Here is a 25,508-nt window from a genome sequence, read left to right as displayed (position 1 = left end):
GGGGTTCAGGAACGGCGGCGGAAGAAGAAGCCCTTCAGCCGCTGCAGATGATCGGTCGCCACCTTCGGCCCGCGCCCGTCGGCATCGCTGGCGCCCGTCATGGCATTGTCACCTTCGCGCTCGATGTGCACTTCCACGCCCTCGACGGGCAAGCCGTCGGTGGGACGCAGCAGACGCGGCACGCGGCCCAGCTCGCCTTCGCCGAAGGTGGGCAGTTCCGCCTTCATGCTGGCAGGGCCGTTCCAGTGATGGCCATCGGTCTTCACCGTCAGTGCACCGGGCCCGCCCAGTTCCACCGCGCCGCCCGACAGTTTCAGGTAGGCGCCGCCCGCCGTCATGAAGGTAATCTCGTCCTGCGCCACGCCGACCAGGCGCGTGCCCGCCGTCAGGCGGATGTCCTTGGCGGCATCCGCCTGCAGCAAGTCGTGCTGGCTTTGCAGCAAAAACTTGCCGAAGTGGGCCACCTGCACGATACCGTCCTTGTGCGCGAACAGGGAAATGCCCTTGCCAGCGTTGACGTTGCAGCGCTGGGCCGCGCTCAGTTGCACATGCTGCTGGGCCACCAGGTCGATATTCGTGCCCGCATTGCCGGTGATGGTTCTGGGCGTGCTCAGCGCCACGCCCTCGGGCGCCGTGATGCTGACGGCGGGCTGGTCGGCGGCAATGGCCGCCCCCAGCGCCTTGCTGCCGGCCGCATCCAACGCCAGCGCTTGATGCTGCGCGGCAAACTCGCCCAGGGAAGTAAACAATTCCAGGCACTCTTTCATCACGGCGGCATGCTCGCTGCCATCGAGCTGCTTGCCGCTGGCGCCCAGCTGTTTCCAGGCCGAGATCAGCAGCGAGCGGGCCGTGCGCACGCTGCCGCTGGCGTCGCTGCGCAATTCAAAGCCGTCGCCGCGCTGCCGCCCTGCACCGTCGCTGCGCGGCTCGGTCAGATAGCCGAGGTTCAATTGCGTGGCCGCCTGATCGCTGGCAAGCTGCGCGCTGATTTGCGACGGCGTGTCGTCAAAGCACAGCTGGTTACCCCTCCCGCCCCGCACTTCGCGGCTGCGCATGCCGGACAGATAACGGTTGCCAGGCAAGGCGCCGCACGCACTCAAGCCCGGTGGCGCGCCCACGGCGTTGTACAGCTGGCCCACGATGATGGGCCGGTCCGGATCGCCGCCTAGAAAATCGATCAGCACTTCCGCGCCGATGCGCGGCAAGCTCAAGGTGCCGCATTGCCTGCCGCTGCCCGGGCCATTGCCGGTCCAGCTGGACGCCACGCGCACCCAGGCCGAGTCGCGCTCCGTATCGGAAGCGCCGGAACCGTTGGCATGCGCGTGGTCCGGCGCGCGCGTCGCGCCAAAACGCACATGGACACGTCCCAGCGCATCGCAATGTACTTCTTCGCCGGCAGGCCCGACGACCAGCGCGCTTTGCAGGCGGACGACAGGGAAATCGCTGCGCGGATCAAAAGCAGGCACGATGGCGATGCCGCGCCGCACGCAAGTAAAACGGTTGCGGTAGCGCAAGGCAACTTGGCCATCGGCACCAGGACCTTGCGCCGGGCCGGCATCGCACTGCCAGCCGCTCTGCGCAAACAGGCGCCCGACCCGGGCATCCAAGCCTGTCGGCAGATTATTGCTGGCCGATACGCTCAAGGCTGTGATAACGAAACTGCGCTCGGCCACCGGGTGGCTGTCGATGTCGGCATGCCCTTCCAGGCTGAACCACTGGCCCGCGCAAAAGTCACGCACGCAGCCTTCGCCCTGGAAACACTTGCTGTCCATGTCGTGACGCGCCATCGCCAGTTGGCCCAGTTGCCGCAATGCGTCATTACTGCCGGCGGCCAGCGGCGGCTCCACGATATAGTCGTCGAGACTGGCTGCCAGGCGCTTGCCATGGCTGCCCTGATCCACGCCGCCGTGTGACTGCGTGGCCATGAATTGCGGGCTGTGCGGGTGACCATCGTCCCAACTGTAGCGTTCGGACTTTCCCGCTTGCAAGCGGCGCACGGCGCTCCAGGCCGTCACGGTATCCCTTTCCTCGGTGGCGTCATCGCGGTGATAGCGTACCGTGCCGGCCGCGTTTTGCGCCAGGCGGCTGGCGTCGTCAAACAGCAGCAGGGTATGCACGGGCACGTCCGCGGCGTTCGCGCTGGCGGGCGCTCCAACCTGGAAACACCAGGCGATGCCGCGGCGCTTGAGCAGGCGGCGGATAAAGGCGGCATCGGATTCATTGTGCTGCATCGTGAATTCGCGCGCGGGCAAGCTGCGCGCCGCCAGCGCCGCATCGATGGCGATATCCAGGCTGGCGGCGAGTACGCTATTGCCCTGCCGCCACTCCTCAAACAGGAACTGCACGATCTGCAATTCGTGCTTGTTGCGAAACACGCGCGTATTGATGCGTTTTTCCATCAAGGCCAGGCCGTCGCGCAGCACCAGCTGATAGGTCGCCAGGCCACCATCGCTTTGCCCGGCGCTCGCTTCGGCGACGATGCCGCAGACCCTGCGCAGCTGCCCTTGGTCTGTCACGATCTGCAATTCGGCTGGCACGGCGATGAACTGTTTCAGCGGCAGCTGCGCCTCGGTGGCCACGCACAGAATGCGGTACTCAATCCCGCCGCAGATGGCCTCGCTGCCGCTGATGCGCTGCGGCAACAAGACATCCTCATTGATGCCTTCCGGATAAGCAAGGCGCAGCCGCAAGGCACGGTTGCCGGCGGTCAAGGCCTTGTCCACGACCAGCCATTGCGCGAAATCTTCCATGATTTTCTTCCTTCCAGCATTCATCGGGGCACAGTATTCAAGGCGGTCTCAAGCGGAACCATCAAATCGAATGTCGTAATGCATGTCGTCACGGTCACGGGTCGGCAACTTGTCGGCCAAAAAGGCATCCTCCGCCAGGCAGGCACCCATGTCCAAGACGCCGGTGCGCACATCTTCCCGGCGCAGCACCAGGCGTACTTCGAAGCTCACACCGGGCAAGCCAAACAGCGCCAGCATCTGACGCAGGGCCAGCGCACCGGGCCGGCCGGGCAAGAAATCCTCGTAGGCGCGGCGCGCCAGCGGCCCCAGCACCAGGCGCACGCGCAAGTCAGCGCGCCTGCAGCGCTCGCCCAACATGGCGCCCTGCCCCAGAAGGGCATGTGCGGTGGCCAGCAAGGTATGCTCTTGCGACGCGCGCCGGAACCAGGCGCCAATAAAACGCTGCAAGCGCACGGGCACGCCGAAATACTCGGCCAGCAGCGCCTGCATCACATCAGCCGCCACGGGCCGATGGCGCAGCAAGGCCGCGTAATGGGCCAGCACATGTGCTGGCAAGCCATCCGCCTGCTTGGCCACCTCGGCAGGCCAGGCGCCCGCCAGTGCCAGTTGCAAGGGCAGGAAATCGCCGCCGTCGGCGTCCTGCTGGCACTCGATGCGGTAGCGGGCCCAGGCTTGATAAAACAGGAGCAGCGCGCGTTGCGACAGTGTGTCGAGCCAGTCACGGGGACCTCCATCGCCCGTCTGCCGCTCGTGGCGGGCGAGCATTTCCGTGTAATGCAACGGCAAAGTGCCATGCACGCCTAAAAAACCCAGCATCGCCGCTCGTACATGCACCTGCATATCGCCGTCCGCCTGCGGCTCCAACCACAGCTGTTCGATTTCGCCCGGCGCAAACGATAGCGATGCGCTGCCATGCAGGCGCAGGCCATCCTCAAACACCTGCTCCTGCGAAATGCCCTGCTGCATCAGCCAGGCAGACAGCAGGCGCACCGCCTGAAAAAAGCCGGTGCCGGACGGATCGGCCAGCAGGCGCGCGACTACACCAGCGTCTGGTTTCCATTGCGCGGCAGGCAGCACAGCAACTCCTTTCCAGTCTTCTGCGACAAGACGATCAGGCGGGTAAACGAGGCCAGGTGCACATACAGCCCGAGAAAGCATTCGATGACCTGAGCAAAGGCATGCAAGCCGCTGCCGACAAAGGCCTCCTCATCGACGGACAGCAAGATGTCGATGCCGAAGACCAGGCTGCCGCCCGCCTCGTCCTGCAGCCAGGTACTGGCGGCGCGCTGGCGCAGTCCGGTCATGCCCGCGATCTGGCGCGCGGCACTGGCCGAACCCGGCAAGTTGTACAACTCAAGTATCTGCTTGAAGAGCGGCAAGCCCTGTTCACTGAGCGACTGATGGTTCAAGGACAATTGCGCGATCAACCGCCAATGCGACGCCGCGCCCGCAGGGAAGCGGCAGGCCAAGCTGGGCTTGCGCAGCAGGCGCACCGGCAGGGCGCTGGCGACGCCGTCATGGTGCAGGTCGCCCGCAGCATTACCGAACGCCAGGCGGCTAGGCAAATCGCGGTTGCTGCAGGTAAGCATGATGGACACCGTTTGCGTCGTGTCATGCAGCGGCTGCATCGTACCGTCGACAAAGGCGATGCGCATGTCGTAGCCGGGATTACTCAGCGCCATGTCTTCGTCGCGCCGCGTCACCCAGTAGCGCCCCTGGCGCCCGCCCGCTTCGCCATGGCGCATCGAATAAAACGGGTGAAACGCATCGAGTGCGCTGCCGTTCTGCGTTTCACTGAGGACATGCACGCTATCAACGTTGTAAATATCGTAGCAATGCGTCTGCCGCACCGATGGCAGCAGCACATGATCGGTGCTCGCGTGCGTCAGGCGAATGGGATTGGCAGCCTGGCGAAACAGGTTGACGACGGGCGTGCATCCTGGCACCAGATGCCTTGCGGACAGGGGCCGCAAGATGCGCGCGATATCCGCATCGGCCTGCACGTCGGCCAGCAGCAGATGTATGGTGCAGCGCCGGCAGACAGGCGGCAACTGTGGGCACAGCGCGGCCAGGTCCAGGTCGACGAAATTGAATTTATCCGGAAAGGCAAACCATTCGCCCAGCAGGCGGTAAGCGGGATGCGAGGCGGCCATGGCCGGCATCAATGCCTCCTCGGCGGCAAAGCCGACCGGATGCAAGGGCACTGCGTCCAGCGCCTGCCATACGCCGTCGACTTCCACATAGGCACAACGCGCGCGCAGGAACAGGCTGTCGCGCAAGGTGGCGCAAAAGGACGGCTCGCCGTCGAGGAACAGGCGCAGCGCCGGCAGCGGGAGCCCGTCCAGCGTGGACGTGGCACCCGTCGCTTCGAGCGTGATGGTGATCGCCGCCCCCAGATCCCGTGGCAGGCGCACTGCTGGCGGCGCCGCCAAGATGGACTGGAAGCGCACCTCAGACAGGCGCAGCGGCGCCACGGCGACATCGTAGGCGGTGGTGAACTTGCAGGCAACGCCCTGATGTTCCGCAGCATGCATGACCGTGCCGCGGGGAATGGTGGCCAGCTCGGTCACCGTGGCAGCGTCGTTATCGATGCGGGCAATGGCGCAAGCAGGAAACGGGCGCAAATAATGGGGGAAATTGACTTCTAGCAAAGTTTCGCTGAAGGTGCCGAAGCCATCGGCCAGCCGCTTGGCCGTGCGCGCATTGAACATGGCAAACGCCTGCAGCATGCGCGCCAGGTGCGGATCATGGGTGGTACCCAGGTCACCGCCCACGATGCCCAAGGCGCCGGCGATGGCTGGATAGCGCCGGGCAAACGCCTGATTGTGCGCATGCAAGGTGCCCAGTTCGCGCTCGTAATATTGTAGCAACTCATCCATGCCCGCTCCCGTCGCCTGATCTGCACATGCCGGTATAGCCCATCTGCATTATTGAGGAAGCCGCGGAGAGGAAAATTGAGTTTGAACAAGATTGCATGCATCAGCAAGGAATGCCATTGCGGCGCGGGCATAGCAACTTTTGTTCACTCCTTGCCAATATTAATTGACTTATTCGAAACAATCGTTTTAAATCAGGAAGTTACTCAAAATCAATCATCTTGGGCATTCAAACATCGCATTCACCGTCTCGATGCTTGCTGTCCACGCTGATGCACTCTGAAGCCAAGGTATATGGAACTGCTCGACTCCCTGCGTCAGACCCCGTCGCAAGACGACACTATCAGCGGGCACTACGAAGTGCGCCGCTTGCTGGGCGAAGGTGGTTTCGGCCATGTATTCGAAGCCTGGGATTCCAAGCTGTGCCGTAGTGTGGCGCTGAAGCGTTTGAAACCGCAAGCCGACGTGCTGCATCCCGAAAAACTCATCAATGAAGCGCGCCTGGCCGCCTCGCTGCGCCATGCAGCCTTCGTGCGCATCTTCGCCATCGAGGGCCAGGGCACGGGCCAGTCCATCGTCATGGAATTGGTCGAAGGCCAGACGCTGGGCCAGTTCATGCACAGCGGCAAGGCTGATCTGCAGGCGGCACTCGACATCGCCTACCAGATCGCCGACGCCATGGAAGAGGCGCACGCCATGGACCTTGTGCACGGCGACCTGAAACCGTCGAACCTGATGCTGGAAGCGGATGGCAAGGTACGCATCCTCGACTTCGGCCTGGCCCGCCACATCGACCCGCAAGCGACCCAAACGACCACCCTGTGCGACTTGCAGGGCACCATCGCCTACATGGCGCCCGAACGCTTGATGGGCCGCCTGCCCGATACGCGCGGCGACGTGTATGCCATGGGCGCCATGCTGTACGAAATGCTGGCAGGCCAGCGCCACTTCGCCCACCTGAACGGCCTGGCCCTTGCCGCCGCCCACATGCAGGCGACGGAAGCCTGGCCCGACCTGCCGGAAACCGTCCCGCCCGCCATCAACGCCCTCGTGCGCGCGATGACTGCGCACGACCCGGCCGAACGGCCACGCACCATGCGCGATGTGCGCGAGGCGATAGGGAAAAAACACAGGGAGACGACAACATTGGCAACACCTGTCGTGGCGACGCCACCGCCAGTAGATGTGGCGCCCGCAGTCTCTATCCGCTTGCCCATTCCACGCAAGCGCACATTACAAATCACTGCTGGGATTGCGCTGCTGGCTTTGGCGGCATGGCAAATGCCAATCATTTCTTCCACAGTGAACTCATTCATCACAGCCAAAGAAGCGCCCGCACCTTTTTCGGAAATCGTCAGCATGGCAGCCGGTATGGAAGCTCTGCGGGTTTTCGACCGCGAGACCAGCCAGGCGCAAGCGATCGAACATTTCAACACGGTACTCAAGCATAATCCGCACAATGCTGCCGCAGCGGCAGGTCTCTCCCTCGCCTACAGCCTGCGCTATATTGGCGATGGCCGCGATGATACCTGGCTCCAGCGCGCCGATGCCAGTGCCCAGCAGGCGTTGATGTCCGACAATCAAGTGGCACTGGCCCATGTCGCCCATGCTTGGGTTCTGGATATTCAAGGCAAGCAGGATGCGGCAATGCAGGCAACGGCGATTGCGCTCAATCTCGATCCACATAATATGCTGGGACTTGCAGGCAAAGCGCGCCTGTTGATACAGGCAAGTAAATTTGACTTGGCTCAAGTGACGCTGGACAAGGCCATCAAAATTTATCCACGCGAACGCCTTTTCCCTTTGCTCTTAGGCATGATGCGTTATCGTCAAACAGATTATGTAATGGCAGAGCAAGCCTTCCGCACCAGCATAAAACTAGACCCGCAATCGTCAAACGCCTACGCCTATCTGAATGCGGTTCTCCTACGCCAGAATCGCAATGATGAGGCACTGCAAGTACTTCAACAAGGATTGCAACTACAACCGCATTGGGAGCTATACAGCAACCTTGGTACAAGCCTCTTTGCGAAAGGCGACTATTTAGGAGCAGTGCAGGCTTTTGAAAATGCAGTCTCATCCAATAAGGGTGGGCCTGGTATTTATATGCTTTGGGCTAACCTTGCCGATGCGCAACGTTGGATCCCTTCACAGGCCGCCGCCTCCAAAAAATCTTATCAACGCGCTGTCACATTGCTCAAGCCGATATTGGCGCGCCAGCCTGACAATGCCACCTTTAACTCCCGTATGGCGCTGTACTCAGCCTATCTGGGAGAAAAAAAATATGCCATGGAAAGGATGCGGCAAGCTATTTCAATTGCACCTGACAGCGCTGATGTCCATTTCAGAGCAGCCTTGACCCACGAGTTACTTGGCAATCGCACAGAAGCGATTCAGGCAGTGCTACATGCCTCCAAACTCGGCTACCCCATCAACCTGATCGATTCGGCCCCCGATCTGTTGAACCTGCGGCGAGATGCCCGCTACCAGCAATTTCTTATCAACATGGAAAGAGATAGTAAAAAATGACACCTGTAAGCCCTTGGATGAAGCTATCCGTACACTTCGATGCAGATCAAATCACCAACCAATTGGATTACAGCTTCACCTCGTGCGATGGAACGGCAGACCCCCGCCACGGTCCCTACATGGGCGGCGTACACTTCCAGAAAGGCCAGCACGTCTACCTCGACGTTACCTGCTGTGGCTCCAAGGAAAGCGGCTTCACCTCGTTCCAGATCGTCGACTGCTGCATCATCACCGTACCGCAATTGACGCAAATCGGTCCGAAAGTACCGACCGTGTACTCGCCGCCATCCCCATTCTTGCAAGCCGTGGGCGCCACCTATCATTTACCACTGGACTTCGAAATTCAGAAACTGCTGGGCGAACCGGAACTGCTGCCCCTGCACCGCATCCGTCAGGAGTGGAAACACAATCTGGACGTAGGCTATGCTGCCGGTCGCTGGGAATTGTCCTTCGTCATGACCGTGCGCATTATGCGCGGCGAAGACGTTCAACCGGAACTGCGCGTATTTTCTTTCGACCCGGAAAGTTCGGTCGGCGGTACCGTCGCTCTTTAAGGTCTGGCACCACTGGCTGAAACAGAAATGCATTACTGGAACAGGGGGCGAGCCCTTACGCGCCACTACCCTGCAAAACGCGAATGACGCCAGGCTTTATGTCAGCACACAAGCTAGTGTGCTGACCGTCAGTAGTAGACGCGTTGTTGGCTGGAGATATTCCTTCCTCGCAGGTATCTACTCCGCCTCGCAGACTTTGAAAAACGGACGTGTCCCGCGACCTTCGCCAGGTCCAGTGCCAAATTTCAGTGATATGGATGATGACATAACCGTTCTGATGCCACTCACTTCCTGGTCCTGACCGCATCGAAATAAAGGCCGTTCCAATGGACCACGATGCGGCCCGGCTCCTTCAAAAAGAGGTGGGTGCAGCAGGCGTCGATCGCCGTGACCGGGTCGGGCAACCCCATGTTTGCCGAGCTCACATGCCCCTGCTCTCGAAACGAGCGCGCCAAGTCGTCGACGCTTCGCTCGTAGGTCGGCGATGCACACGCCGCCCCATTAAACACGAACTTGTCCTTGGCGAACGCGACGGTTTTGCCGATCAACGCGCGCGCCTGCCGGTCCGACATCGAGGCGATGTCGGCGGCGTCGATCACCTTCGTCAACCGCTACTAGCCAAGGATGTCCGCGTTGGGCTCGGCTTCGACGCGCGCGCCAGGAACTGGCTCGGCATCCACAGCCGCCGTCCCGACGGGTGCCCACACCAGCCCCACGAGGACGAGCGCGAGACCACCTGCAATTTTGCGGATCCTTCCAGGAACGGCGCTCAGCGACATGACTCTTCCTTTCGTGACGTGGTCCTGATGCTCGTGGCCTGGTGCTGAGCCTGAGCTGGCGGGCTACTTCGCCGCGTCGCGGAAAGGTGCGCGTTGCTGGTACGGCCGGTGAGAAAAGTCTATCGAATCGCTTAGGTGTAGGGACGTATGACGCGCAGCGAGGCGTTTCCCCTCATGCGGCACCATAGCGATGCAGATGGCAATGCTAGATCAAACCCATACCTCGCCTGCTCTCGGTCTTGTTTTTCGCGCGGCAGTCGCGCCAGATTGCCACCGGCCACCGTGTAAAAGTAGTCCAGAACCTGATTTGGGTCTTCGAGTTTCAGCATAGTGTGATGCCGATGCTCGGGCAGGACGATGGCCACGGCATGCGGCCCGCCTGTCCACATGCTGCGCTCCATTGCGCCCCTTTGCAGTAGCCTGCGGAACAGATTCCATTCGTAGATCGCGACACCATCGATCTCATATGCGCTGAAAGACGGCAGCGTGTGCACAACGACGTAATGCGAGTTCGCGAGAATATGCTGGTCGGTCAGCTTGATATCGCCCAATGCGCCCTTAATCTTTGCAAGCACGTCCTTTTCCGTGAGTCGTTGGCGCAAGGCGACCAGTTGCTTCACGCCTTTCGTCAGTGGCCAATTCTTGCCACCCCAACAATTAAATTCATCGCCCAGATCAGCCGTACGGCTATTGCGCTTCCACTTCGCCTGGACGAAGAATATCTGCCGCCGCGCCACCTCGAAAATGATCAAGTCGCAGTCGTACATCTTGCCTTTGCCGTTTTCGCTCCGCTTGAATTTGGGCCGCACTACATAATCCGCTGGAGAAACGCGTCGCGTGAGGTATTCCGTAATTTCCTTTTCAAATTTGTCGCCGATGTCACGAGCCTGCCCCTCGCTCAGGACGGCGGATTTGCAGCAATGGACCGCGTGGCCGAGCCCCGTTTTCCCCAAGCTCAGGTAGCCGCCAGCGTGCACGTAAATGCCGCGATTAGATGGAATAGCGGCGGCGCGGTCAGCCAGCACGAGGTTCAGCAGGTCTCGATCAAGTTCAAGTCGCTCACATAGAGCATCGTTCGGTATGACGCCCGCTTCGTCGGCGAGTCGGACGATTTCAAGCAGCGCGAACCAACGGCACAGTTTACGCGCGCCGCTGATCAGTTCCGACGAGGAGGCATCGCGTGCCATATACGCGCCGATAGAGAAGAAACTGTCCAGAAAGGCGTCTTCCAGCGTGTCGAGCAGCTCGGGCTGCAACAGTGCCAGGATGCTGGCGGTGCGGGTCAGGTCGCCATGACGCAGGCGGGCAATAACGTCACGCAGCACCAGCGTCAACGACAGTTGAGACTGAGCCTCCATGGTCGTTGTGATCGTCCGGTTGTACAAGATCTCTCCACCGCGCGGCGTGAAGGAAAACGTCACCAGTTGGCGTGTTACCTGCGCTTCCAATATCCCCATCAGCGTCAGGAAAACCACTTCGTGGAAGCTGAATGCACGCACGGCAACCCGGCTGCTGTCAGCGTCGAGCTTGAACCGCTGGTTTGGCTGCTCGTTGCGCTGATGAACGAAGTTGGCGTGATCGCGGACGAGTTCCTCCAGCAGTTCGACCTGTCGGGCGAGCACGAGTTCCGGAACCAGCGGAAGTTGGTCAGGTCCCAACTGCGCAACCTGCTGAAAGACGCGGTCAGCCTGGCGCACCTGCGACAGCAATGTTCCACCTCGCCACGTCGGCATTGAGCTTGCCAGCGCCCGATAAACCTGCGCCAGATGCGGCAACCGGTCAGCCACCAGCGCACAACTCTCGTCGGTAAAGGGCTTTCGAAAAAAACTGGAAAGTGCCTTCCTTTCCGGCTCTTCCAGCATGGCGGCATCGAGATATATCAGCATGGGCAACAGAAAGCGATGGCATCAGGTCGACTAATGATAGACGAGTTTATGATTGTTGCCACCTGTTGCTTTTGAGAGCGGCCCTATGACCAGCGTCTTTCCAGCTTCAATCGCCAGAGCGCAGCATGCCAAGATTGACTGCCCCCCACGAATGACGATGGCCACTTTCGCGAAATGGGGAGCGAAGCCTCCCCGTCCCGAAACACTCGCTCGATGGTCTGCTTGAAGACTTGCTCTGCAAAGGCGTCCACGGCCACGGCCAAAGCAAGCGCATCGTCTTGCGAAATGGAAATAGGATTTCATTCTACCCGGGCCGCACCGACCTCTGTCGGCGCGGCTTTTTCACATCCGCACGCAATACGCCGCCCCGCCTGCCGAAAGCGGTAAAATGACGGCCTTGGACCCAAGCTCCGCCCCCCTGGCGCGGTCTTGAATGCACACAGCACCACCCACAGCCCGTCAGGCACGTCTTTCCCTGCCGCCGGACCAACGACAAAGAACACATGACCACCGTCCCAAAAGAAATCAACGCCGCCGCGGCAAAGAAAAATTCGGCTGAAAAGCTCACGCCAATGATGGCCCAATATCTTGGCATCAAGGAAAATCACCCCACGATGCTGGTCTTCTACCGCATGGGCGATTTCTACGAGCTGTTTTTCGAGGATGCGGAGAAAGCCTCGCGCCTGCTGGGCATTACCCTGACGGCGCGCGGCGTGGCCAGTGGCAACCCGATCAAAATGTGCGGCGTGCCGTTTCACTCGCTCGATGGCTATCTGGCCAAGCTGGTCAAGCTGGGCGAGTCGGTGGCCATTTGCGAACAGATCGGCGATCCGGCCACCAGCAAAGGCCCCGTCGAGCGCAAGGTCATGCGCGTCGTCACGCCCGGCACCTTGACGGATGCGGACTTGCTGCCCGAGAAGGCTGAGCGCCCGCTGCTGGCCATGTGCAGCATCACGCAGCGCAAGACGGTCACCACGGGTCTGGCCTGGCTGTCGCTGGCCAGCGGTGCTTTGAAGCTGATGGAGTTTTCCGGCGACAGTAGCACCGTGGCGGCGCGCCTGCAGCAGGAACTGGAACGCATCGTGCCGGCCGAAATCTTGAGCGGCGACAATGGCAGCCTGTTCGACGACTACGCGGGCACGCACATCAACCGCGTGCCGGACTGGCATTTCGACGTGGTCGGCGGCCACAAGGCCCTGCTCGATCAGCTGAAAGTGGCGACACTCACCGGCTTTGGCGCCGATGGCCTCGGCGCCGCGTTCGGCGCGGCCGGCGCGCTGCTGCGCTATGCACAGTCGACGCAGGGACGCGGCTTGCAGCACGTGCGCTCCTTGACGACGGAAACGGAAAGCGAATTCATCGGCCTGGACGCGGCCACGCGGCGCAACCTGGAGTTGACGGAAACCATCCGCGGCCAGGAATCGCCCACGCTGTTCTCGCTGCTGGATCATTGCCGCACGGCCATGGGTTCGCGCATGCTGCGCCATTGGCTGCACCATGCGCGACGCGACCAGAACGTGGCGCGCGCGCGCCATGAAGCCATCGCCGCGCTGGCGCAAAGCGAAGCGGCCGGTCCGCTCGCCTCCACCCTGGCGCAAGTGCCTGATATCGAACGCATCACCACGCGCATCGCGCTGCTGTCGGCGCGTCCGCGCGACCTGGCAGCCCTGCGCGACGGCTTGCTGCAACTGCCGGCCCTGCGCGGCGACGTCGTGCGCTGCTATGGTCCCGGCCAGGGCGGTGAAACCGGTTTGCTGGCCGCCATCCACGCGGCACTGGCGACACCGACTGCCTGCCTGGACTTGCTGGTGCGCGCCGTGGCGCAGGAACCGGCTGCCATGGTGCGCGATGGCGGCGTGTTTGCCACCGGCTTCGACGCGGAACTGGACGAATTGCGCGCCCTGTCGGAAAACGCGGGCCAGTTCCTGCTCGACCTGGAAACGCGCGAACGCGCGCGCACGGGCATCGCCAATCTGCGCGTCGAATACAACAAGGTGCACGGCTTCTATATTGAAGTCACGCACGGCCAGACGGACAAGGTGCCGGACGACTACCGCCGCCGCCAAACCCTGAAAAACGCCGAACGCTACATCACGCCCGAACTGAAAGTGTTCGAAGACAAGGCCCTGTCGGCGCAAGACAAGGCCCTGGTGCGAGAAAAGCTGCTGTACGACCTGCTGCTGGCCGAGCTGGCGCCGCACATCGGCACCTTGCAAACCATTTCGCAAGGCCTGGCCCAGCTCGACACCCTGAACGCGCTGACGGAACATGCGCAGCAGCACAACTGGGCCGCGCCGCAACTGGTCGACGAGCCGTGCATCAACATCGTCGAAGGCCGCCACCCGGTGGTGGAAAAGCAGATCGAACGCTTCATCGCCAACGATTGCCGCTTCGTCAACGAGCGCCGCCTGCTGTTGATTACCGGCCCGAACATGGGCGGTAAATCGACCTTCATGCGCCAGGTGGCCCTGATCACCCTGCTGGCCTACGTGGGCAGCTACGTGCCGGCCGCTTCCGCCACCATCGGCCCCATCGACCGCATCTTCACGCGCATCGGCGCCACCGATGACCTGGCGGGCGGACGCTCGACCTTCATGGTGGAAATGACGGAATCGGCGGCGATCCTGAACGGCGCCACCGAGCATTCGCTGGTGTTGATGGATGAAGTGGGCCGCGGCACCTCGACCTTCGACGGCCTGGCCCTGGCATGGGCCATTGCGCGCCATCTGATCGACAGCAGCCGTAGTTTTACCTTGTTTGCCACGCATTACTTTGAGCTGACGCAACTGCCGGACAGTCACCCGAGCGCCGCCAACGTGCATTTGTCGGCCGTCGAACACAAGGACAGCATCGTCTTCCTGCACGCCGTGCAGGCCGGTCCCGCCTCGCAAAGCTACGGCTTGCAGGTGGCGCAACTGGCCGGCGTGCCGCAGCCGGTGATCAAGGCCGCGCGCAAGCACCTGGCGCGCCTGGAAGCGCAAGCGCTCGACGCCACGCCGCAACGCGACCTGTTCGCGCTGCCCTCCGCCGATCCGTATGCGCAAGAGGAAGAAGAGGAAGCGGCACCGCTGGCCGCGCTGAATGCGGCGCAGCAAGCCTTGCTCGACGCGATCGCCGACCTCGATCCCGATGCGCTCACGCCGCGCGACGCGCTGGAACAGCTGTATCAGTTGAAACGGCTGGCCGCCGCATGACCACGCGGCGCAGCATCGCTAGCCTGCGCCTGCTGGCCGCCGGCTTGCTGGCCGCCAGCCTGCAGTGGCAAGCGGCGCTGGCCGCCCCGGGCGACCAGGCCGGCTTCGAGTTTGCCGTGCTGGGCCATTCCTTCAACGCGGGGCCCGACGACGGCCCCCTGAAAAAAGCCATCGCGGAAACGAGCGCCTTCAATGCCTCGTTCGTAGTGGCAACCGGCATCAAGGCTGCCAGCGAGTCCTGCAGCGACAAGCTGTACAGCCAACGCAAGGACTTGCTGGACGCCAGCGGGCCGCCGCTGATCGTCTCGCTGTCGGCCAGCGACTGGGCCAACTGCCGCAATTCGCGCGGCAGGGTCAATGCCATCGAACGCCTGAACCGCTTGCGCGACGTGTATTTCGCCGACGACCAGAGCCTGGGCCAGCGCAAGCTGACCCTGTCGAGGCTGTCATCGACGGCGAAATTCCGCAGCTATGCGGAAAATGCCCACTGGGAATACGGCGGCGTGCTGTTCGCCACCATCAACCTGCCCGCGAATAACAACCATTTCCTGCCAGAAGCGGGACGCAACAGCGAATTCGAAGACCGCCTGGTCGCCAACCGCTCCTGGCTGCAACGCCTGTTCGCCATGGCGCAGCGCAAGCAGCTCGACGGCATCGTGCTGTTTTCCGATGGCGACGTGGGCGTGCTGGACGAAGACGACAATTCGCTGCTGCCCAGCTTTAGTTCGAAACAGGATGGCTTTGCCGGACCGCGCAAGCAGATCCGCACCCTGTCGAAGAAATTCAGTGGCAAGGTCTTATTGGTCGATACGCAGCGCGATGGCGAAGCGGACGGCAAGGAAGGCAAGAGTAGAAAGGCCGCAGCCAGGACAGGCGGGCCGAAAATCAGCTGGAAAGGCAACCTGGGCCACGTCAGCATCGACAACGACTGGTCCGCCATCGCCGTACGGCCAGGCAAGACGCCATTCTTTGAGGTGCGTCAACGGGCCGTCAGGCCATCGGCGCAGGCACGCGCCAGGGCGTCGACTGTGCGCAGATAAACGTGCACAGCAATAAATAAAGGCCGGCGCAAAGCCAGCCTTTATCTAACAGACAACAGACGTCACGACGCCTGACAAAACCGTAGCGAGCGGCAGTGATTTGTGGCCGAGAAGCGCAACCGTACTCCAGTACGGTGAGCATCGCCGGCCGCAAAGCGCGCCGCGCAGCAGGTTTGGTCAGGCGTCTCCAGATTAGTGGATAGGGTGGGTGCGGAAGTGGTCGCCCTCTTCGCCGTCGCCTTCATCATCTTCATCGCCATGGTCATGGCCGTGTGCGCCATGCACGTGGCCATGGGCAATTTCTTCGTCGGTGGCTACACGTACGTCAGCGACGGTCAGCGAGAAGCGCAGCGCGATGCCGGCCAGTGGATGGTTGCCGTCCAGCACGACTTTGTCGTCGGCGATATCGGTCACCGTGAAGATCATCGCTTCTTCGTCCGGCGAATCGCTTTCCGGCATGCCTTCGAACTGCATGCCCACTTCCAGCGGCTCAGGCAGGCGATTGCGCGGCTCAACCTTCACCAGGGCTGGATCGTATTCACCGAAAGCATCATCCGGTTCGATCTGGATCGTGTTGGAATAGCCAACTTCCTTGCCATCGAGCTCTTCTTCGATCTTCGGCAGGGTGTTTTCATAATCGCCGTGCAGGTAGACCATCGGCTGACGGCCGTCTTCGATCAGATTGTCTTGCGCGTCTGACAGTTTGTAGTTGACAGTCACGACCGTATTTTTGGCAATCTTCATTATGCTTCCTTTCATTGTATAAGCTGGCAAATTATACCTTCACGCCGCCAACGGCAGGCGCATTCCTGCATTTCCGGTTGTTATAATGGGCGCATGAAAAAATTAACTCTCCTCGGCGATATCACGCCGGCGCAATTCCTGCGCGACTACTGGCATAAAAAACCCTTGTTGATCCGTCAAGCCGTACCTGGCTTCAAGGCGCTGTTCGATATCAAGGCCCTGACCGAGCTGGCTGCCTTGGACCACGTCGAATCGCGCCTGGTCAGCCATGCGGATGGACACTGGAACATGCAGCAAGGCCCGCTGACCAGCCTGCCATCGCTGAAACAGAAAGAATGGACCTTGCTGGTGCAGGGCGCCAATCTGCACAGCGCCAAGGCCGACGCCCTGCTGCGCCAGTTCCGTTTCCTGCCGGACGCGCGCCTGGACGACCTGATGGTCAGCTTCGCCACCGATGGCGGCGGCGTGGGCCCGCATTTCGATTCCTACGACGTGTTCCTGCTGCAAGGCCAGGGCAAACGCCACTGGCGCATCGGCGCGCAGAAGGACCTGAGCCTGATCGACGGCTTGCCGCTGAAAATCCTCAGCAACTTCACGCCCAACGAAGAATTCACGCTGGAACCGGGCGACATGCTGTATCTGCCGCCCCACTACGCGCACGACGGCGTGGCCATCGGCGACTGTCAGACGTATTCGATCGGCTTCCGCTCACCCACGTTCCAGGAACTGGGCGAAGCTTTCCTGCAATTCATGGCCGACTCGATCGACTTACCGGGCATCTACAGCGATCCCGACTTGAAAGCGTCGGACAAACCGGCGGAAATCCCCCGCGAAATGCTCAGCATCATCACGGAAGAAATAAACAAGGTGCGCTTCACGGAAGAAGACGTGACCATCTTCCTGGGCGAACACCTGTCGGAACCGAAACACAATGTGTTTTTCACGCCGCTGTCCAAGCCGTTGACGGTGGGCCGCTTCGCGGACGCCGCACAGAAAAAGGGCGTTGTGTTGTCGCGCAAGACGCTGATGCTGTATCGTGGCAAGAATGTCTTCATCAATGGTGAATCGTTTGCCATTGGCAAGGCCGACAAAGCGGCCCTGGAAATCCTGGCCAACGAACGCGCCCTCAATGGCGCCGCCGTGGCCCAGGCTTCCGATGACGTGATGGATGCGTTATATACTTGGTATCAGGATGGCTGGATCGAACTGGCCTGAATGATCGTGGCGTAGCAAAGTGGTATTACAGGAGATGAAATGACAGCATCTGCGTTAGCGCAATGAAACATATTATTTTTATATCGTTTTGTCGCGCTTTCGCAAATCGCTTACACTTGCTTGCAATTTGCTTCGGCAAATATTGCGATATCACAAAATAGTTGCGAATTTGCCTCTTGCTCCTATTGCGACGCACCAAAAATCGCTATAATATTCGGTTAGGAAGTTTCCGTTGTCTGGCAGGCACCACCTGGTACGAAAAGCCTTCGAAGACGACCTAACGAGCGATAATTACCGGTAATTATTCATCGCAACAATATTGATTTATTTTTTGAAATAATTAAGGAAAACAAATGAAAAAATCCCTGCTGATCGCCTCCCTGATGGTTGTTGCTCTGGCTGCTTGCAGCAAAAAAGAAGAAGCTCCTGCACCAGCACCAGTAGTTGAAACCCCAGCACCAGCACCAGTAGTTGAAGCTGCTCCAGCTGCTGCTGCTGACGCTGCTGCTTCGGCCGCTACCGACGCTGCTGCTGCTGCTACGGCTGCCGCTTCGGCCGCTACCGACGCTGCTTCGGCTGCTTCGGCTGCTGCATCGGCTGCTAAGTAATTTAGCACCCCGCAGGAAAGAAAGCCGGCCCTCGGGCCGGCTTTTTTGCGTCCGCAGTTTTATGCGCCGGATAAAACGCTGGCAATCGGCAATAAAAAAGCTGGCACGGTTTCCCGGGCCAGCTTATTTAATGTGCGGCAGGCTCTGATGCCTGCCGCGAATGTACTACTTATTTCAGCTGATCGTTCAGCAAGCCCAGGATCTTCTCGGCCACTGGCGAGGTATCGGGTTTGCCTTCGTTGCTGAGGATGCTGACCAGGCTGGTCGCGCCATTGCCAGCCTTGACCAGAACGCGGTAGCGCTGCGCTTCCTTGTCCTTGTCGGACGACGAGCCCCAGCTGAACAGTTTCGAGAAGAAACCATCTTTCTTCACAGCATCCGGATCGACGTAACGTACGAAATACGTGCCTTGCGTACGGTCGCGGTCTTCCACAGTGAAGCCGACGCGGTCCAGCGCCAGGCCGACACGGCGCCAGGCGCGGTCGAAGCCTTCATCGACTTCGATGCCGCGCGCCGGCGTGGCGGCGTCGCCCACCAGTTTGGCGTGCAGCGGCTGCACGATGGCGCCGTCGACGGCCGTCTTCGCTTGCGCTTCGTCGCTGGCCGCGCCCAGGCGCGTCATCAGCTTGGCCAGAAATTGTGCTTCCAGGCCCGGATCATTCGGCCGCGCGGTCCAGGTGGTGGTTTCCTTGTCGCGGCCCGTAACGACCTCTTCCACGCCACGGTGGCTGATGTAGATCTCGGTCGAACCATCGGCCAGGCGCTCCACGCGGGTGCGGAACTTGTCTTTTTCACCTGTCGAGTACATCGAATCGAAGGCCTTGCCTATGGTGTTGCGGATAAAGTCTTGCGGCAACTTGGCACGGTTTTCATTCCACTCGGTTTCCATGATGCCAGCCGTGGGCTGGTCGATGGCGACGGTAAAGCCGGAATCTTCCCAGAACTGCTTGAGTTGCGGCCACAGCACTTCAGGCGACTGCTTGACGACCAGCCAGCGCTGGTTGCCCGCGCGCTCGACCTTCACGCCACCGGCCGTGACTGGCACGACGCCCACCACGCCGTCGGCGCCCACGATGACGGGCGTGCCGGCCGTGGCGTTGCGCTGCGCGTTATAGCCGGAAGCCGTGGCCACGCCGTTTTTCGAATCCGGCAGGGAGTAGCGGTTGTCCTGCTGCAATTGCGTCAGGTCAGGCGGCACGTCCAGGGTGCCGGCTTTCTTGACCGACTTGTAGTCGACCTTGTCGCCGCCGACTACCGAACTGATCATGCCGCAGCCCGCGAGGCTGGCTGCGATGGCGCCGATGACGATGCCGCGGACGGCGATGGTGGCAGGCGCCGATTGGTTTTTCTTGCAATTAGTCATGTCGTAACTGGATAAGAAGCTAAGTAGCAGCTGGAATCAGGGAAGGTCCGGACTGGTCAAGTCCGGTTTGAAGTTCGGCCTTAAGACAGGATGCCGGCGTCGCGCAAGGCATCGCGCACGATAGCATGGCAATTTTCAGCCAGTGGCACCAATGGCAAACGTATGCCGGCCGGCATCAGGCCCATTTCGGCCAGCGCCCATTTGACGGGCACCGGATTGGGCTCGACAAACAATTTCTGGTGCAGAGGAAAAACTTTGTTATTGATGGCGATCGCCGTGGCACGCTCGCCCGCCATGGCCGCAACGCACAGTTCGTGCATGGCGCGCGGCGCCACGTTGGCCGTCACGGAAATATTGCCGTGGCCGCCGCAAAACATCAGCGCCATGGCCGTCGGATCGTCGCCCGAGTACACGGCGAAGTCGGCCGGCACGAGGCGCAGCAAGTCGATGCCGCGGCCGATATTGCCGGTCGCATCTTTCACGCCGACGATATTCGGGATGGCGGACAGGCGCACGATGGTCTCGTTGCCCATGTCGGCAACCGTGCGGCCAGGCACGTTATACAGAATGACAGGAATATCGACGGCTTCGGCGATGGCCTTGAAGTGCTGGTACATGCCTTCCTGGGTAGGACGGTTGTAGTACGGCACCACTTGCAGGACAGCATCGGCGCCCGCTTCTTTTGCATAGCGCGTCAGTTTGATGGCCTCGGCCGTGGAGTTGCCTCCGGCGCCGGCGATGATAGGAATGCGTCCCTTGGCATGTTCGACGGTCAACCGGATCAGCTCGCAGTGTTCTTCTACGCTGACTGTTGCCGATTCGCCCGTCGTGCCAACGATGACGATGCCGTCCGTACCCTCGGCGATATGCCAGTCGATCAGCTTGCGCAGACCTGGAAAGTCCAGACTGCCGTCTGCGTGCATCGGGGTGACGATTGCTACAATGCTGCCCTTGATCATAGTAAGTTTATAGCGCCGATAAATAAAACAACGATTGTAGCGGATAGCCCGCGCCTGTGGTGCATTCTGACATAGTATGGCCGCTCAAAACGTCGGCAGCAGGGCCGCCAACCGTGGAAAATCCGGGCGGACGGCACAAATTCGTTGCACCAGAGCAGCTTTTGGCTGTTCCACGCGTCCATCTTCGTACGCTACCACACGCAAGCCGTGCTGCACCGCCCAGCTCAGCATTTCGCCTTCCTTCAGCAGGAATTTCGGATTCGACGGCTTGCCAAACTGCTCATTACCTTCGGCAAACGTTTCGTACAGCAGCACGCCATCGGGCGCCAGGCTAGCCACCATGGCTTCCAGCAAGGGCCGGTGCAGATAATTGGTGACAACAATGCCGGCAAAGCGCCCGGGGGCGAACGGCCACACGGCGCCCGGCGCTTCCAGGTCCACCAGCGAGGTAGTGATGCCCGTGCCGGCCGCCTTTTCCAGCATTTCCGGATCATGGTCGAGCGCGATGACGGGGTGGCCCAGACTCACCAGGTGGCGCGCATGGCGCCCGGCGCCGCAGGCCAGGTCCAGCACTTCGCCGCCCGGGATCAGGGGCGCCCAGCGACGTACCCAAGCGGAAATCGCTTCAGTTTCTATAGTTGGTTCAATTACTTGCATCGGTATTTCCATCAATTATTTGCGACCATCTAGTTGCGGGCATCAAGTCAATAGTGCCGTCAGGGGCGTGACCACGGCGACAAAAATGCCAATCACAAATTCGATCGCCGCCAGCAAGGCGCGGTTCAATATGCCCGTGTACATCAGCAGCACCAGGGCGCCGAACACATACAGGCTGTAGCGCTCGATGCTGGCGTAAGGACGCGCCAGCTGCATCGGCAGCAAGCCAGTCATGATGCGCCCGCCATCGAGGGGCGGCACGGGAATCAGGTTAAAGACAAACATGGCCGCATTCACGCTGACGCCGGCACCGGCCATCTTGCGGAAAAACATGGCCATTTCCGTCGGCGGCATGACGCTAAGGACGACAAAGGCGATCATCCAGCCCAAGCCCATGACGAAATTCGCGCCGGGACCGGCAAATGCCACCCACGCCATCTGCTTCTTCGGATTGCGCAGACGGCTGAAGTCGACGGGCACCGGCTTGGCATAGCCAAACGGTACCTGGATCGTGAAATACAGTATCAAGGGCAGCAGTATCGTGCCGAAAGGATCGATATGCCGGATGGGATTGAGGCTCAACCTGCCCTCGTTCGAGGCCGTAGGGTCGCCGAAATAGCGCGCCGCGTAGCCATGCGCCGCCTCATGCAGGGAAATGGCAAACAGCACCGGCACCAGGTACACCGCAACGGTCTGGACTATCGTATTGAAATCGCTCATGACCGAGATTCTACCAGAGGCGTACTGGAGCCTTTCTTATGTTGCCATTAAAGATAGGTAAATCCAGCGCCCTGCGCCAGCCACTACAAGCCCAGCGCAGCCGGGTCGCCGCGTCCCACGCGCACCACTTCCGGCTCCGCACCCGTCAGGTCGATCACGGTGCTGGGGCCATGCGCGCAGACGCCGCCATCGATGATCAGGTCGACCAGCTTCTCCAGGCGCTCGCGGATCGTGTCGGCATCCGTCAGGCTGTCTTCGTCGCCGGGCAGGGTCAGGGTGGCGCCCAGCAGTGGCTGGCCCAGCTCGTCCAGCAGGCTTTGCACGATGCGGTGCTGGGGCACGCGCAGGCCGATGGTCTTGCGCGAAGGATGACTGAGGCGGCGCGGTACTTCCTTGGTCGCTTCCAGGATGAAGGTGTAAGCGCCCGGCGTGGCTGCCTTGAGCAGGCGGAACTGGCGGTTGTCGACGCGGGCATATACACCCAGCTCGCTCAAGTCGCGGCACAGCAAGGTCAGGTGATGCTTTTCATCCACGCCACGGATGCGGCGCAGGCGCTCGACGGCGCCTTTGTCGTCGAGCTGACACACCAGTGCGTAGCAGGAATCCGTGGGCAAGGCCACGACGCCGCCGGACTGGATGATTTGTGCCGCCTGCTTGATCAGGCGCAATTGCGGATTCTCAGGGTGAATATGAAAAAATTGACTCATGTGTAAGCATTCTGGCGAACCAGCTTGTTAAGTTAGCATTATTGTACGCCGCGCAGCGCGGCAATACGTTGTTCGAGAGGCGGATGGGTGGCAAACAGCGCGCCCCAGCCGCCATTGCCGCCGCTGATGCCCAGCGCCTGCATCGATTGAGGCAGCTCGCCCGGCGGTACGCCGCCCAGGCGGGCCAGCGCATGCATCATCGGCGTGGGGCTGCCCAACAGTTTGGCCGAACCGGCATCGGCGCGAAATTCGCGCTGGCGCGAGAACCAGGCCACGATGATGGAAGCGAGCAAGCCAAAGATCACTTCGCACACCATGACGGTGACGAAATAGCCGATGCCGCGTCCGCCGCCTTCGCGGTTGTTATTTTTCAACAGCACATTGTCGACAAAGAAACCCACCACGCGGGCCATGAAGACGACAAAGGTATTCACCACACCCTGGATCAGGGTCAGGGTGACCATGTCGCCATTGGCGACGTGGGCGATCTCGTGGCCCAGCACGGCTTCGACTTCATCGCGGTTCATGCTTTGCAGCAAACCCGTCGAGACAGCCACCAGCGCCGAATTTTTGAAGGCGCCCGTGGCGAAGGCATTCGCCTCACCTTCATACACGGCCACTTCCGGCATGCCGATGCCGGCCCGCTCGGACAGGGCGCGCACGGTATTGACCAGCCACAATTCGGTTGACGAGGTCGGGTTGTCGATCACGCGCGCGCCCGTGCTCCACTTGGCCATGGGTTTGCTGATCAACAGGGAAAAGATCGACCCCGTGAACCCCACCACCAGCGAAAACACCAGCAGGCTGCCCAGGTTCAGAGTGCTGCCGCGTGCCGGGTTGCCCACGCCCAGCAAGCTGAGGACGAGCGACAGCACCAGCATCACGGCCAGGTTGGTGACAACAAAAAGGACGATACGTTTCATGGGCGATGGCTCCGAAAAACAATAATAACTAAAAGATAAGTATGTGGTCGCGACTTTTCAAGCCCTGCTCGGCAGGCGCCGGCCAGCCGTACCTTAGAACCAGTCGTGCCAGATCGGGGTCACGTTGGCAGGTAAAGGCGGCAGCTTGGCAAAATCCACGCGCGACTCGCCTGGCGCATGGAAATCCGTGCCGCGCGAAGCGAGGAAGCCGTAGGCGTTGGCCAGCTGCGCGTATTCCGGATACTGATCCGGACTGTGACTGCCCGTGACGACTTCGATAGCCACGCCGCCGAGCTGCTTGAATTCATCGAACAGCACGCCTTGCGCCATGTCGCTGAAGCGGTAGCGGCCCGGATGGGCGATGACGGCCACGCCGCCCGCGCCGCGTATCCAGCCCACCGACTCGGCCAGGGTGGCCCAACGGTGCTCGACATAACCCGGCTTGCCTTCCGACAGGTATTTCTTGAACACGTCAGGGATATTCGCGCATTTCCCCATTTCCACGATGTAGCGGGCGAAATGCGTGCGCGACATCAAATCCGGGTTGCCGACAAATTTCAAGGCCCCTTCATAGGCGTCGGGGATGCCGGCCAGGTCCAGCTGGCGGGCGATTTCGCGGCCGCGCGCGTCGCGCCCGGAGCGTGTCTGGTGCAAGCCCTGTACGAGACCCGGATTGTTTTCATCGACTTGCAAGCCCACGATGTGCACGGTCTGGCCGGCCCAAGTGATGGAAATTTCCACGCCGGCCACGAAACGCATGCCCAGGTCCAGCGCGGCCGTGCGCGCGGCGGCGATACCGGACACTTCATCGTGGTCCGTGAGTGCCCACACATCGACGCCCGCGCGGCAAGCGTACGCGGCCACGGCGGCAGGCGCGAGCACGCCGTCGGAAATATTCGAATGACAATGCAGGTCGACTTTAAGCATGTGAAAACAATACCCTGCACGGGCTCAGCATGAAAGAAGCTTTCATTGTACGCTGCTTGCCCGATAAGGAAGTCGCGTTAGCGACACAGTTGCGCCAATGCATTACTGCGCCAGGAAGGTTTCCACCAGGCGCGCCAGCTCCGCCGGCTGGTCATGGTGCAGCATGTGGCCCGCGTCCGCCATCATTTCGCAGCGCACATCCTTGATGCAGGCCAAACGCCGGTCGATTTCGATGCGCGCCTCGTCCTTTGGTCCCATCCATTGCCACATATTCGTCTCCATCGCCTCCACCCACAGCACGGGCGCCGTGATGCGGCGCCAGCACGCCATCACTTCTTCCACCTGATACAGGATGGGATTGACGCGCTTGTGCTGCGGGTCGCCCATGATGTCCCACTCGCCCGCCTCGTTCTGCGCCGACCAGTGTTCGGCCAGGAAAGCTGCGCGCGCGTCCGGCAGGCGCGGATTGGTCTTTTGCAGGCGCTCGGCCACGGCCTGTTGACTCGGATAGCTGCGCATGGCGGGCGGCTCGCGCAATTCGTCCAGCCACTTGGCGTAGCGGCCCGGCGCCTGCTCCGGCTCCGTCGCCATCATGCCGAAGCCTTCCAGGTTGATGAAGCGGCTGATGCGCTCGGGCCGCACGCCCGCATACAAGCCGGCCACGTTGGCGCCCATGCTGTGACCGAGCAACTTGACGGGTGCGTCCGGCGAATAGTGCAGCAGCATGGCGTCCAGGTCGGCCAGGTAATCGGGGAACCAGTAAGTATCGGACTGCGTGTAGTCGCTGAGGCCAAAACCGCGCCAGTCGGGCGCGATCAAGTGCCAGTCGCCTGCCAGCTCGTCGACGACGAACTGGAACGAGGCGGCCACGTCCATCCAGCCGTGTACCATGAACAGGATGGGCGCGCCTTCGCGGCCCCAATGACGCACATGCGTGCGGGCGCTGCGGATGTTGATGAATTCGGAACGGGAAAGTTTCATGGGTTTCATCTCATTGCCTGCCTTGAAAGTGGCGCGGATGGCGCCACATGCTGTGTCTGTAAATAGTACGAACATAAAAGTACGACCGTTCGATAA

20 protein-coding genes are annotated in these 25,508 nt (G+C 61.0%); 6 read left to right on the top strand and 14 right to left on the bottom strand.

Annotated elements, in window-relative coordinates; genetic code table 11:
- Positions 1-5: 5 nt before the first annotated feature.
- Genes ACP7DE_RS08895 through tssF form a run of 3 tightly spaced genes read right to left on the bottom strand, consistent with a single transcriptional unit; the run spans position 6 to position 5,629 of the window.
- Positions 6-2,750, bottom strand: coding sequence for a type VI secretion system Vgr family protein (locus ACP7DE_RS08895; protein WP_426071748.1), 2,745 nt, complete (start codon positions 2,748-2,750; stop codon positions 6-8).
- Positions 2,751-2,798: 48 nt separating this feature from the next.
- Positions 2,799-3,827, bottom strand: a complete 1,029-nt coding sequence (gene tssG, locus ACP7DE_RS08890) for a type VI secretion system baseplate subunit TssG (protein ID WP_426071747.1) — start codon at positions 3,825-3,827, stop codon at positions 2,799-2,801.
- Complete coding sequence (gene tssF / locus ACP7DE_RS08885) at positions 3,788-5,629, bottom strand: type VI secretion system baseplate subunit TssF (protein ID WP_426071746.1); 1,842 nt, start codon at positions 5,627-5,629, stop codon at positions 3,788-3,790. Before tssF ends, tssG begins: the two co-directional genes overlap by 40 nt.
- 291 nt (positions 5,630-5,920) lie before the next feature.
- Between tssF and ACP7DE_RS08880 the strand changes: the two genes are divergently transcribed.
- Both ACP7DE_RS08880 and ACP7DE_RS08875 read left to right on the top strand, forming a co-directional pair.
- Positions 5,921-8,155: a protein kinase domain-containing protein gene (locus ACP7DE_RS08880; protein ID WP_426071745.1), complete on the top strand. Its 2,235-nt coding sequence runs from the start codon at positions 5,921-5,923 to the stop codon at positions 8,153-8,155.
- 17 nt (positions 8,156-8,172) lie between these two features.
- Positions 8,173-8,709 (top strand): hypothetical protein, encoded by a 537-nt coding sequence (locus ACP7DE_RS08875; protein ID WP_426071744.1) that lies wholly within the window; start codon positions 8,173-8,175, stop codon positions 8,707-8,709.
- 284 nt (positions 8,710-8,993) lie between these two features.
- Here the strand turns inward: ACP7DE_RS08875 and ACP7DE_RS08870 are convergent, their stop codons facing one another.
- Positions 8,994-9,317, bottom strand: a complete 324-nt coding sequence (locus ACP7DE_RS08870) for a hypothetical protein (RefSeq protein ID WP_426071743.1) — start codon at positions 9,315-9,317, stop codon at positions 8,994-8,996.
- A 302-nt stretch (positions 9,318-9,619) separates the two neighbouring features.
- Positions 9,620-11,374, bottom strand: coding sequence for a hypothetical protein (locus ACP7DE_RS08865; protein WP_426071742.1), 1,755 nt, complete (start codon positions 11,372-11,374; stop codon positions 9,620-9,622).
- 503 nt (positions 11,375-11,877) lie between these two features.
- Here ACP7DE_RS08865 and mutS point away from each other — a divergent pair.
- Both mutS and ACP7DE_RS08855 read left to right on the top strand, forming a co-directional pair.
- Positions 11,878-14,568: a DNA mismatch repair protein MutS gene (gene mutS, locus ACP7DE_RS08860; protein WP_426071741.1), complete on the top strand. Its 2,691-nt coding sequence runs from the start codon at positions 11,878-11,880 to the stop codon at positions 14,566-14,568.
- Positions 14,565-15,608, top strand: a complete 1,044-nt coding sequence (locus ACP7DE_RS08855; RefSeq protein WP_426071740.1) for a hypothetical protein — start codon at positions 14,565-14,567, stop codon at positions 15,606-15,608. The genes mutS and ACP7DE_RS08855 overlap by 4 nt, the downstream gene beginning before the upstream one ends.
- A 192-nt stretch (positions 15,609-15,800) precedes the next feature.
- Here the strand turns inward: ACP7DE_RS08855 and ACP7DE_RS08850 are convergent, their stop codons facing one another.
- On the bottom strand, positions 15,801-16,352 hold the full coding sequence (locus ACP7DE_RS08850; RefSeq protein ID WP_426071739.1) for an FKBP-type peptidyl-prolyl cis-trans isomerase: 552 nt from the start codon (positions 16,350-16,352) through the stop codon (positions 15,801-15,803).
- A 93-nt stretch (positions 16,353-16,445) separates the two neighbouring features.
- Here ACP7DE_RS08850 and ACP7DE_RS08845 point away from each other — a divergent pair, with 93 nt between their 5' ends.
- On the top strand, positions 16,446-17,567 hold the full coding sequence (locus tag ACP7DE_RS08845) for a JmjC domain-containing protein (RefSeq protein WP_426071738.1): 1,122 nt from the start codon (positions 16,446-16,448) through the stop codon (positions 17,565-17,567).
- A gap of 353 nt (positions 17,568-17,920) precedes the next feature.
- Complete coding sequence (locus ACP7DE_RS08840) at positions 17,921-18,175, top strand: hypothetical protein (RefSeq protein WP_131687525.1); 255 nt, start codon at positions 17,921-17,923, stop codon at positions 18,173-18,175.
- Positions 18,176-18,344: 169 nt separating this feature from the next.
- On the opposite strand, the gene bamC is transcribed toward ACP7DE_RS08840, so the two are convergent.
- From bamC to ACP7DE_RS08800, 8 genes are all read right to left on the bottom strand, one after another.
- Entirely contained in the window at positions 18,345-19,538 is a 1,194-nt protein-coding gene (bamC, locus tag ACP7DE_RS08835; protein WP_426071737.1) for an outer membrane protein assembly factor BamC, read from the bottom strand.
- A gap of 80 nt (positions 19,539-19,618) precedes the next feature.
- Complete coding sequence (gene dapA / locus ACP7DE_RS08830) at positions 19,619-20,497, bottom strand: 4-hydroxy-tetrahydrodipicolinate synthase (RefSeq protein WP_426071736.1); 879 nt, start codon at positions 20,495-20,497, stop codon at positions 19,619-19,621.
- 84 nt (positions 20,498-20,581) lie between these two features.
- Positions 20,582-21,154, bottom strand: coding sequence for a class I SAM-dependent methyltransferase (locus ACP7DE_RS08825; RefSeq protein ID WP_426071735.1), 573 nt, complete (start codon positions 21,152-21,154; stop codon positions 20,582-20,584).
- 42 nt (positions 21,155-21,196) lie between these two features.
- On the bottom strand, positions 21,197-21,874 hold the full coding sequence (locus ACP7DE_RS08820) for a site-2 protease family protein (RefSeq protein ID WP_426071734.1): 678 nt from the start codon (positions 21,872-21,874) through the stop codon (positions 21,197-21,199).
- 83 nt (positions 21,875-21,957) lie between these two features.
- A complete protein-coding gene (locus ACP7DE_RS08815) occupies positions 21,958-22,581 on the bottom strand; it encodes an L-threonylcarbamoyladenylate synthase (RefSeq protein WP_426071733.1) in 624 nt (207 codons plus the stop codon).
- A 38-nt stretch (positions 22,582-22,619) separates the two neighbouring features.
- Positions 22,620-23,504 carry a protease HtpX gene (gene htpX, locus ACP7DE_RS08810; protein WP_426071732.1) on the bottom strand — a complete coding sequence of 295 codons (885 nt, stop codon included), beginning with the start codon at positions 23,502-23,504 and terminating at the stop codon, positions 22,620-22,622.
- A gap of 93 nt (positions 23,505-23,597) precedes the next feature.
- Entirely contained in the window at positions 23,598-24,431 is an 834-nt protein-coding gene (locus tag ACP7DE_RS08805) for a 3',5'-nucleoside bisphosphate phosphatase (RefSeq protein WP_426071731.1), read from the bottom strand.
- 102 nt (positions 24,432-24,533) lie between these two features.
- Positions 24,534-25,412 (bottom strand): alpha/beta fold hydrolase, encoded by an 879-nt coding sequence (locus ACP7DE_RS08800; protein WP_426071730.1) that lies wholly within the window; start codon positions 25,410-25,412, stop codon positions 24,534-24,536.
- Between the last annotated feature and the right edge of the window lie 96 nt (positions 25,413-25,508).

This window comes from Janthinobacterium sp. DSP2-3-3 (assembly GCF_049897325.1).
Taxonomy (GTDB): Bacteria; Pseudomonadota; Gammaproteobacteria; order Burkholderiales; family Burkholderiaceae_D; genus Janthinobacterium.
This window is presented reverse-complemented; position numbering and strand designations above follow the sequence as displayed.

What these genes read in the sequence shown, in the direction of transcription:
- ACP7DE_RS08895 (WP_426071748.1), bottom strand. Translation starts at nt 2,750, where the DNA reads ATGGAAGATTTCGCGCAATGGCTGGTCGTGGACAAGGCCTTGACCGCC.
- tssF (WP_426071746.1), bottom strand. Translation starts at nt 5,629, where the DNA reads ATGGATGAGTTGCTACAATATTACGAGCGCGAACTGGGCACCTTGCAT.
- ACP7DE_RS08880 (WP_426071745.1), top strand. Translation starts at nt 5,921, where the DNA reads ATGGAACTGCTCGACTCCCTGCGTCAGACCCCGTCGCAAGACGACACT.
- ACP7DE_RS08875 (WP_426071744.1), top strand. Translation starts at nt 8,173, where the DNA reads ATGAAGCTATCCGTACACTTCGATGCAGATCAAATCACCAACCAATTG.
- ACP7DE_RS08865 (WP_426071742.1), bottom strand. Translation starts at nt 11,374, where the DNA reads ATGCTGATATATCTCGATGCCGCCATGCTGGAAGAGCCGGAAAGGAAG.
- mutS (WP_426071741.1), top strand. Translation starts at nt 11,878, where the DNA reads ATGACCACCGTCCCAAAAGAAATCAACGCCGCCGCGGCAAAGAAAAAT.
- ACP7DE_RS08855 (WP_426071740.1), top strand. Translation starts at nt 14,565, where the DNA reads ATGACCACGCGGCGCAGCATCGCTAGCCTGCGCCTGCTGGCCGCCGGC.
- ACP7DE_RS08850 (WP_426071739.1), bottom strand. Translation starts at nt 16,352, where the DNA reads ATGAAGATTGCCAAAAATACGGTCGTGACTGTCAACTACAAACTGTCA.
- ACP7DE_RS08845 (WP_426071738.1), top strand. Translation starts at nt 16,446, where the DNA reads ATGAAAAAATTAACTCTCCTCGGCGATATCACGCCGGCGCAATTCCTG.
- ACP7DE_RS08840 (WP_131687525.1), top strand. Translation starts at nt 17,921, where the DNA reads ATGAAAAAATCCCTGCTGATCGCCTCCCTGATGGTTGTTGCTCTGGCT.
- bamC (WP_426071737.1), bottom strand. Translation starts at nt 19,538, where the DNA reads ATGACTAATTGCAAGAAAAACCAATCGGCGCCTGCCACCATCGCCGTC.
- dapA (WP_426071736.1), bottom strand. Translation starts at nt 20,497, where the DNA reads ATGATCAAGGGCAGCATTGTAGCAATCGTCACCCCGATGCACGCAGAC.
- ACP7DE_RS08825 (WP_426071735.1), bottom strand. Translation starts at nt 21,154, where the DNA reads ATGCAAGTAATTGAACCAACTATAGAAACTGAAGCGATTTCCGCTTGG.
- ACP7DE_RS08820 (WP_426071734.1), bottom strand. Translation starts at nt 21,874, where the DNA reads ATGAGCGATTTCAATACGATAGTCCAGACCGTTGCGGTGTACCTGGTG.
- ACP7DE_RS08815 (WP_426071733.1), bottom strand. Translation starts at nt 22,581, where the DNA reads ATGAGTCAATTTTTTCATATTCACCCTGAGAATCCGCAATTGCGCCTG.
- htpX (WP_426071732.1), bottom strand. Translation starts at nt 23,504, where the DNA reads ATGAAACGTATCGTCCTTTTTGTTGTCACCAACCTGGCCGTGATGCTG.
- ACP7DE_RS08805 (WP_426071731.1), bottom strand. Translation starts at nt 24,431, where the DNA reads ATGCTTAAAGTCGACCTGCATTGTCATTCGAATATTTCCGACGGCGTG.
- ACP7DE_RS08800 (WP_426071730.1), bottom strand. Translation starts at nt 25,412, where the DNA reads ATGAAACTTTCCCGTTCCGAATTCATCAACATCCGCAGCGCCCGCACG.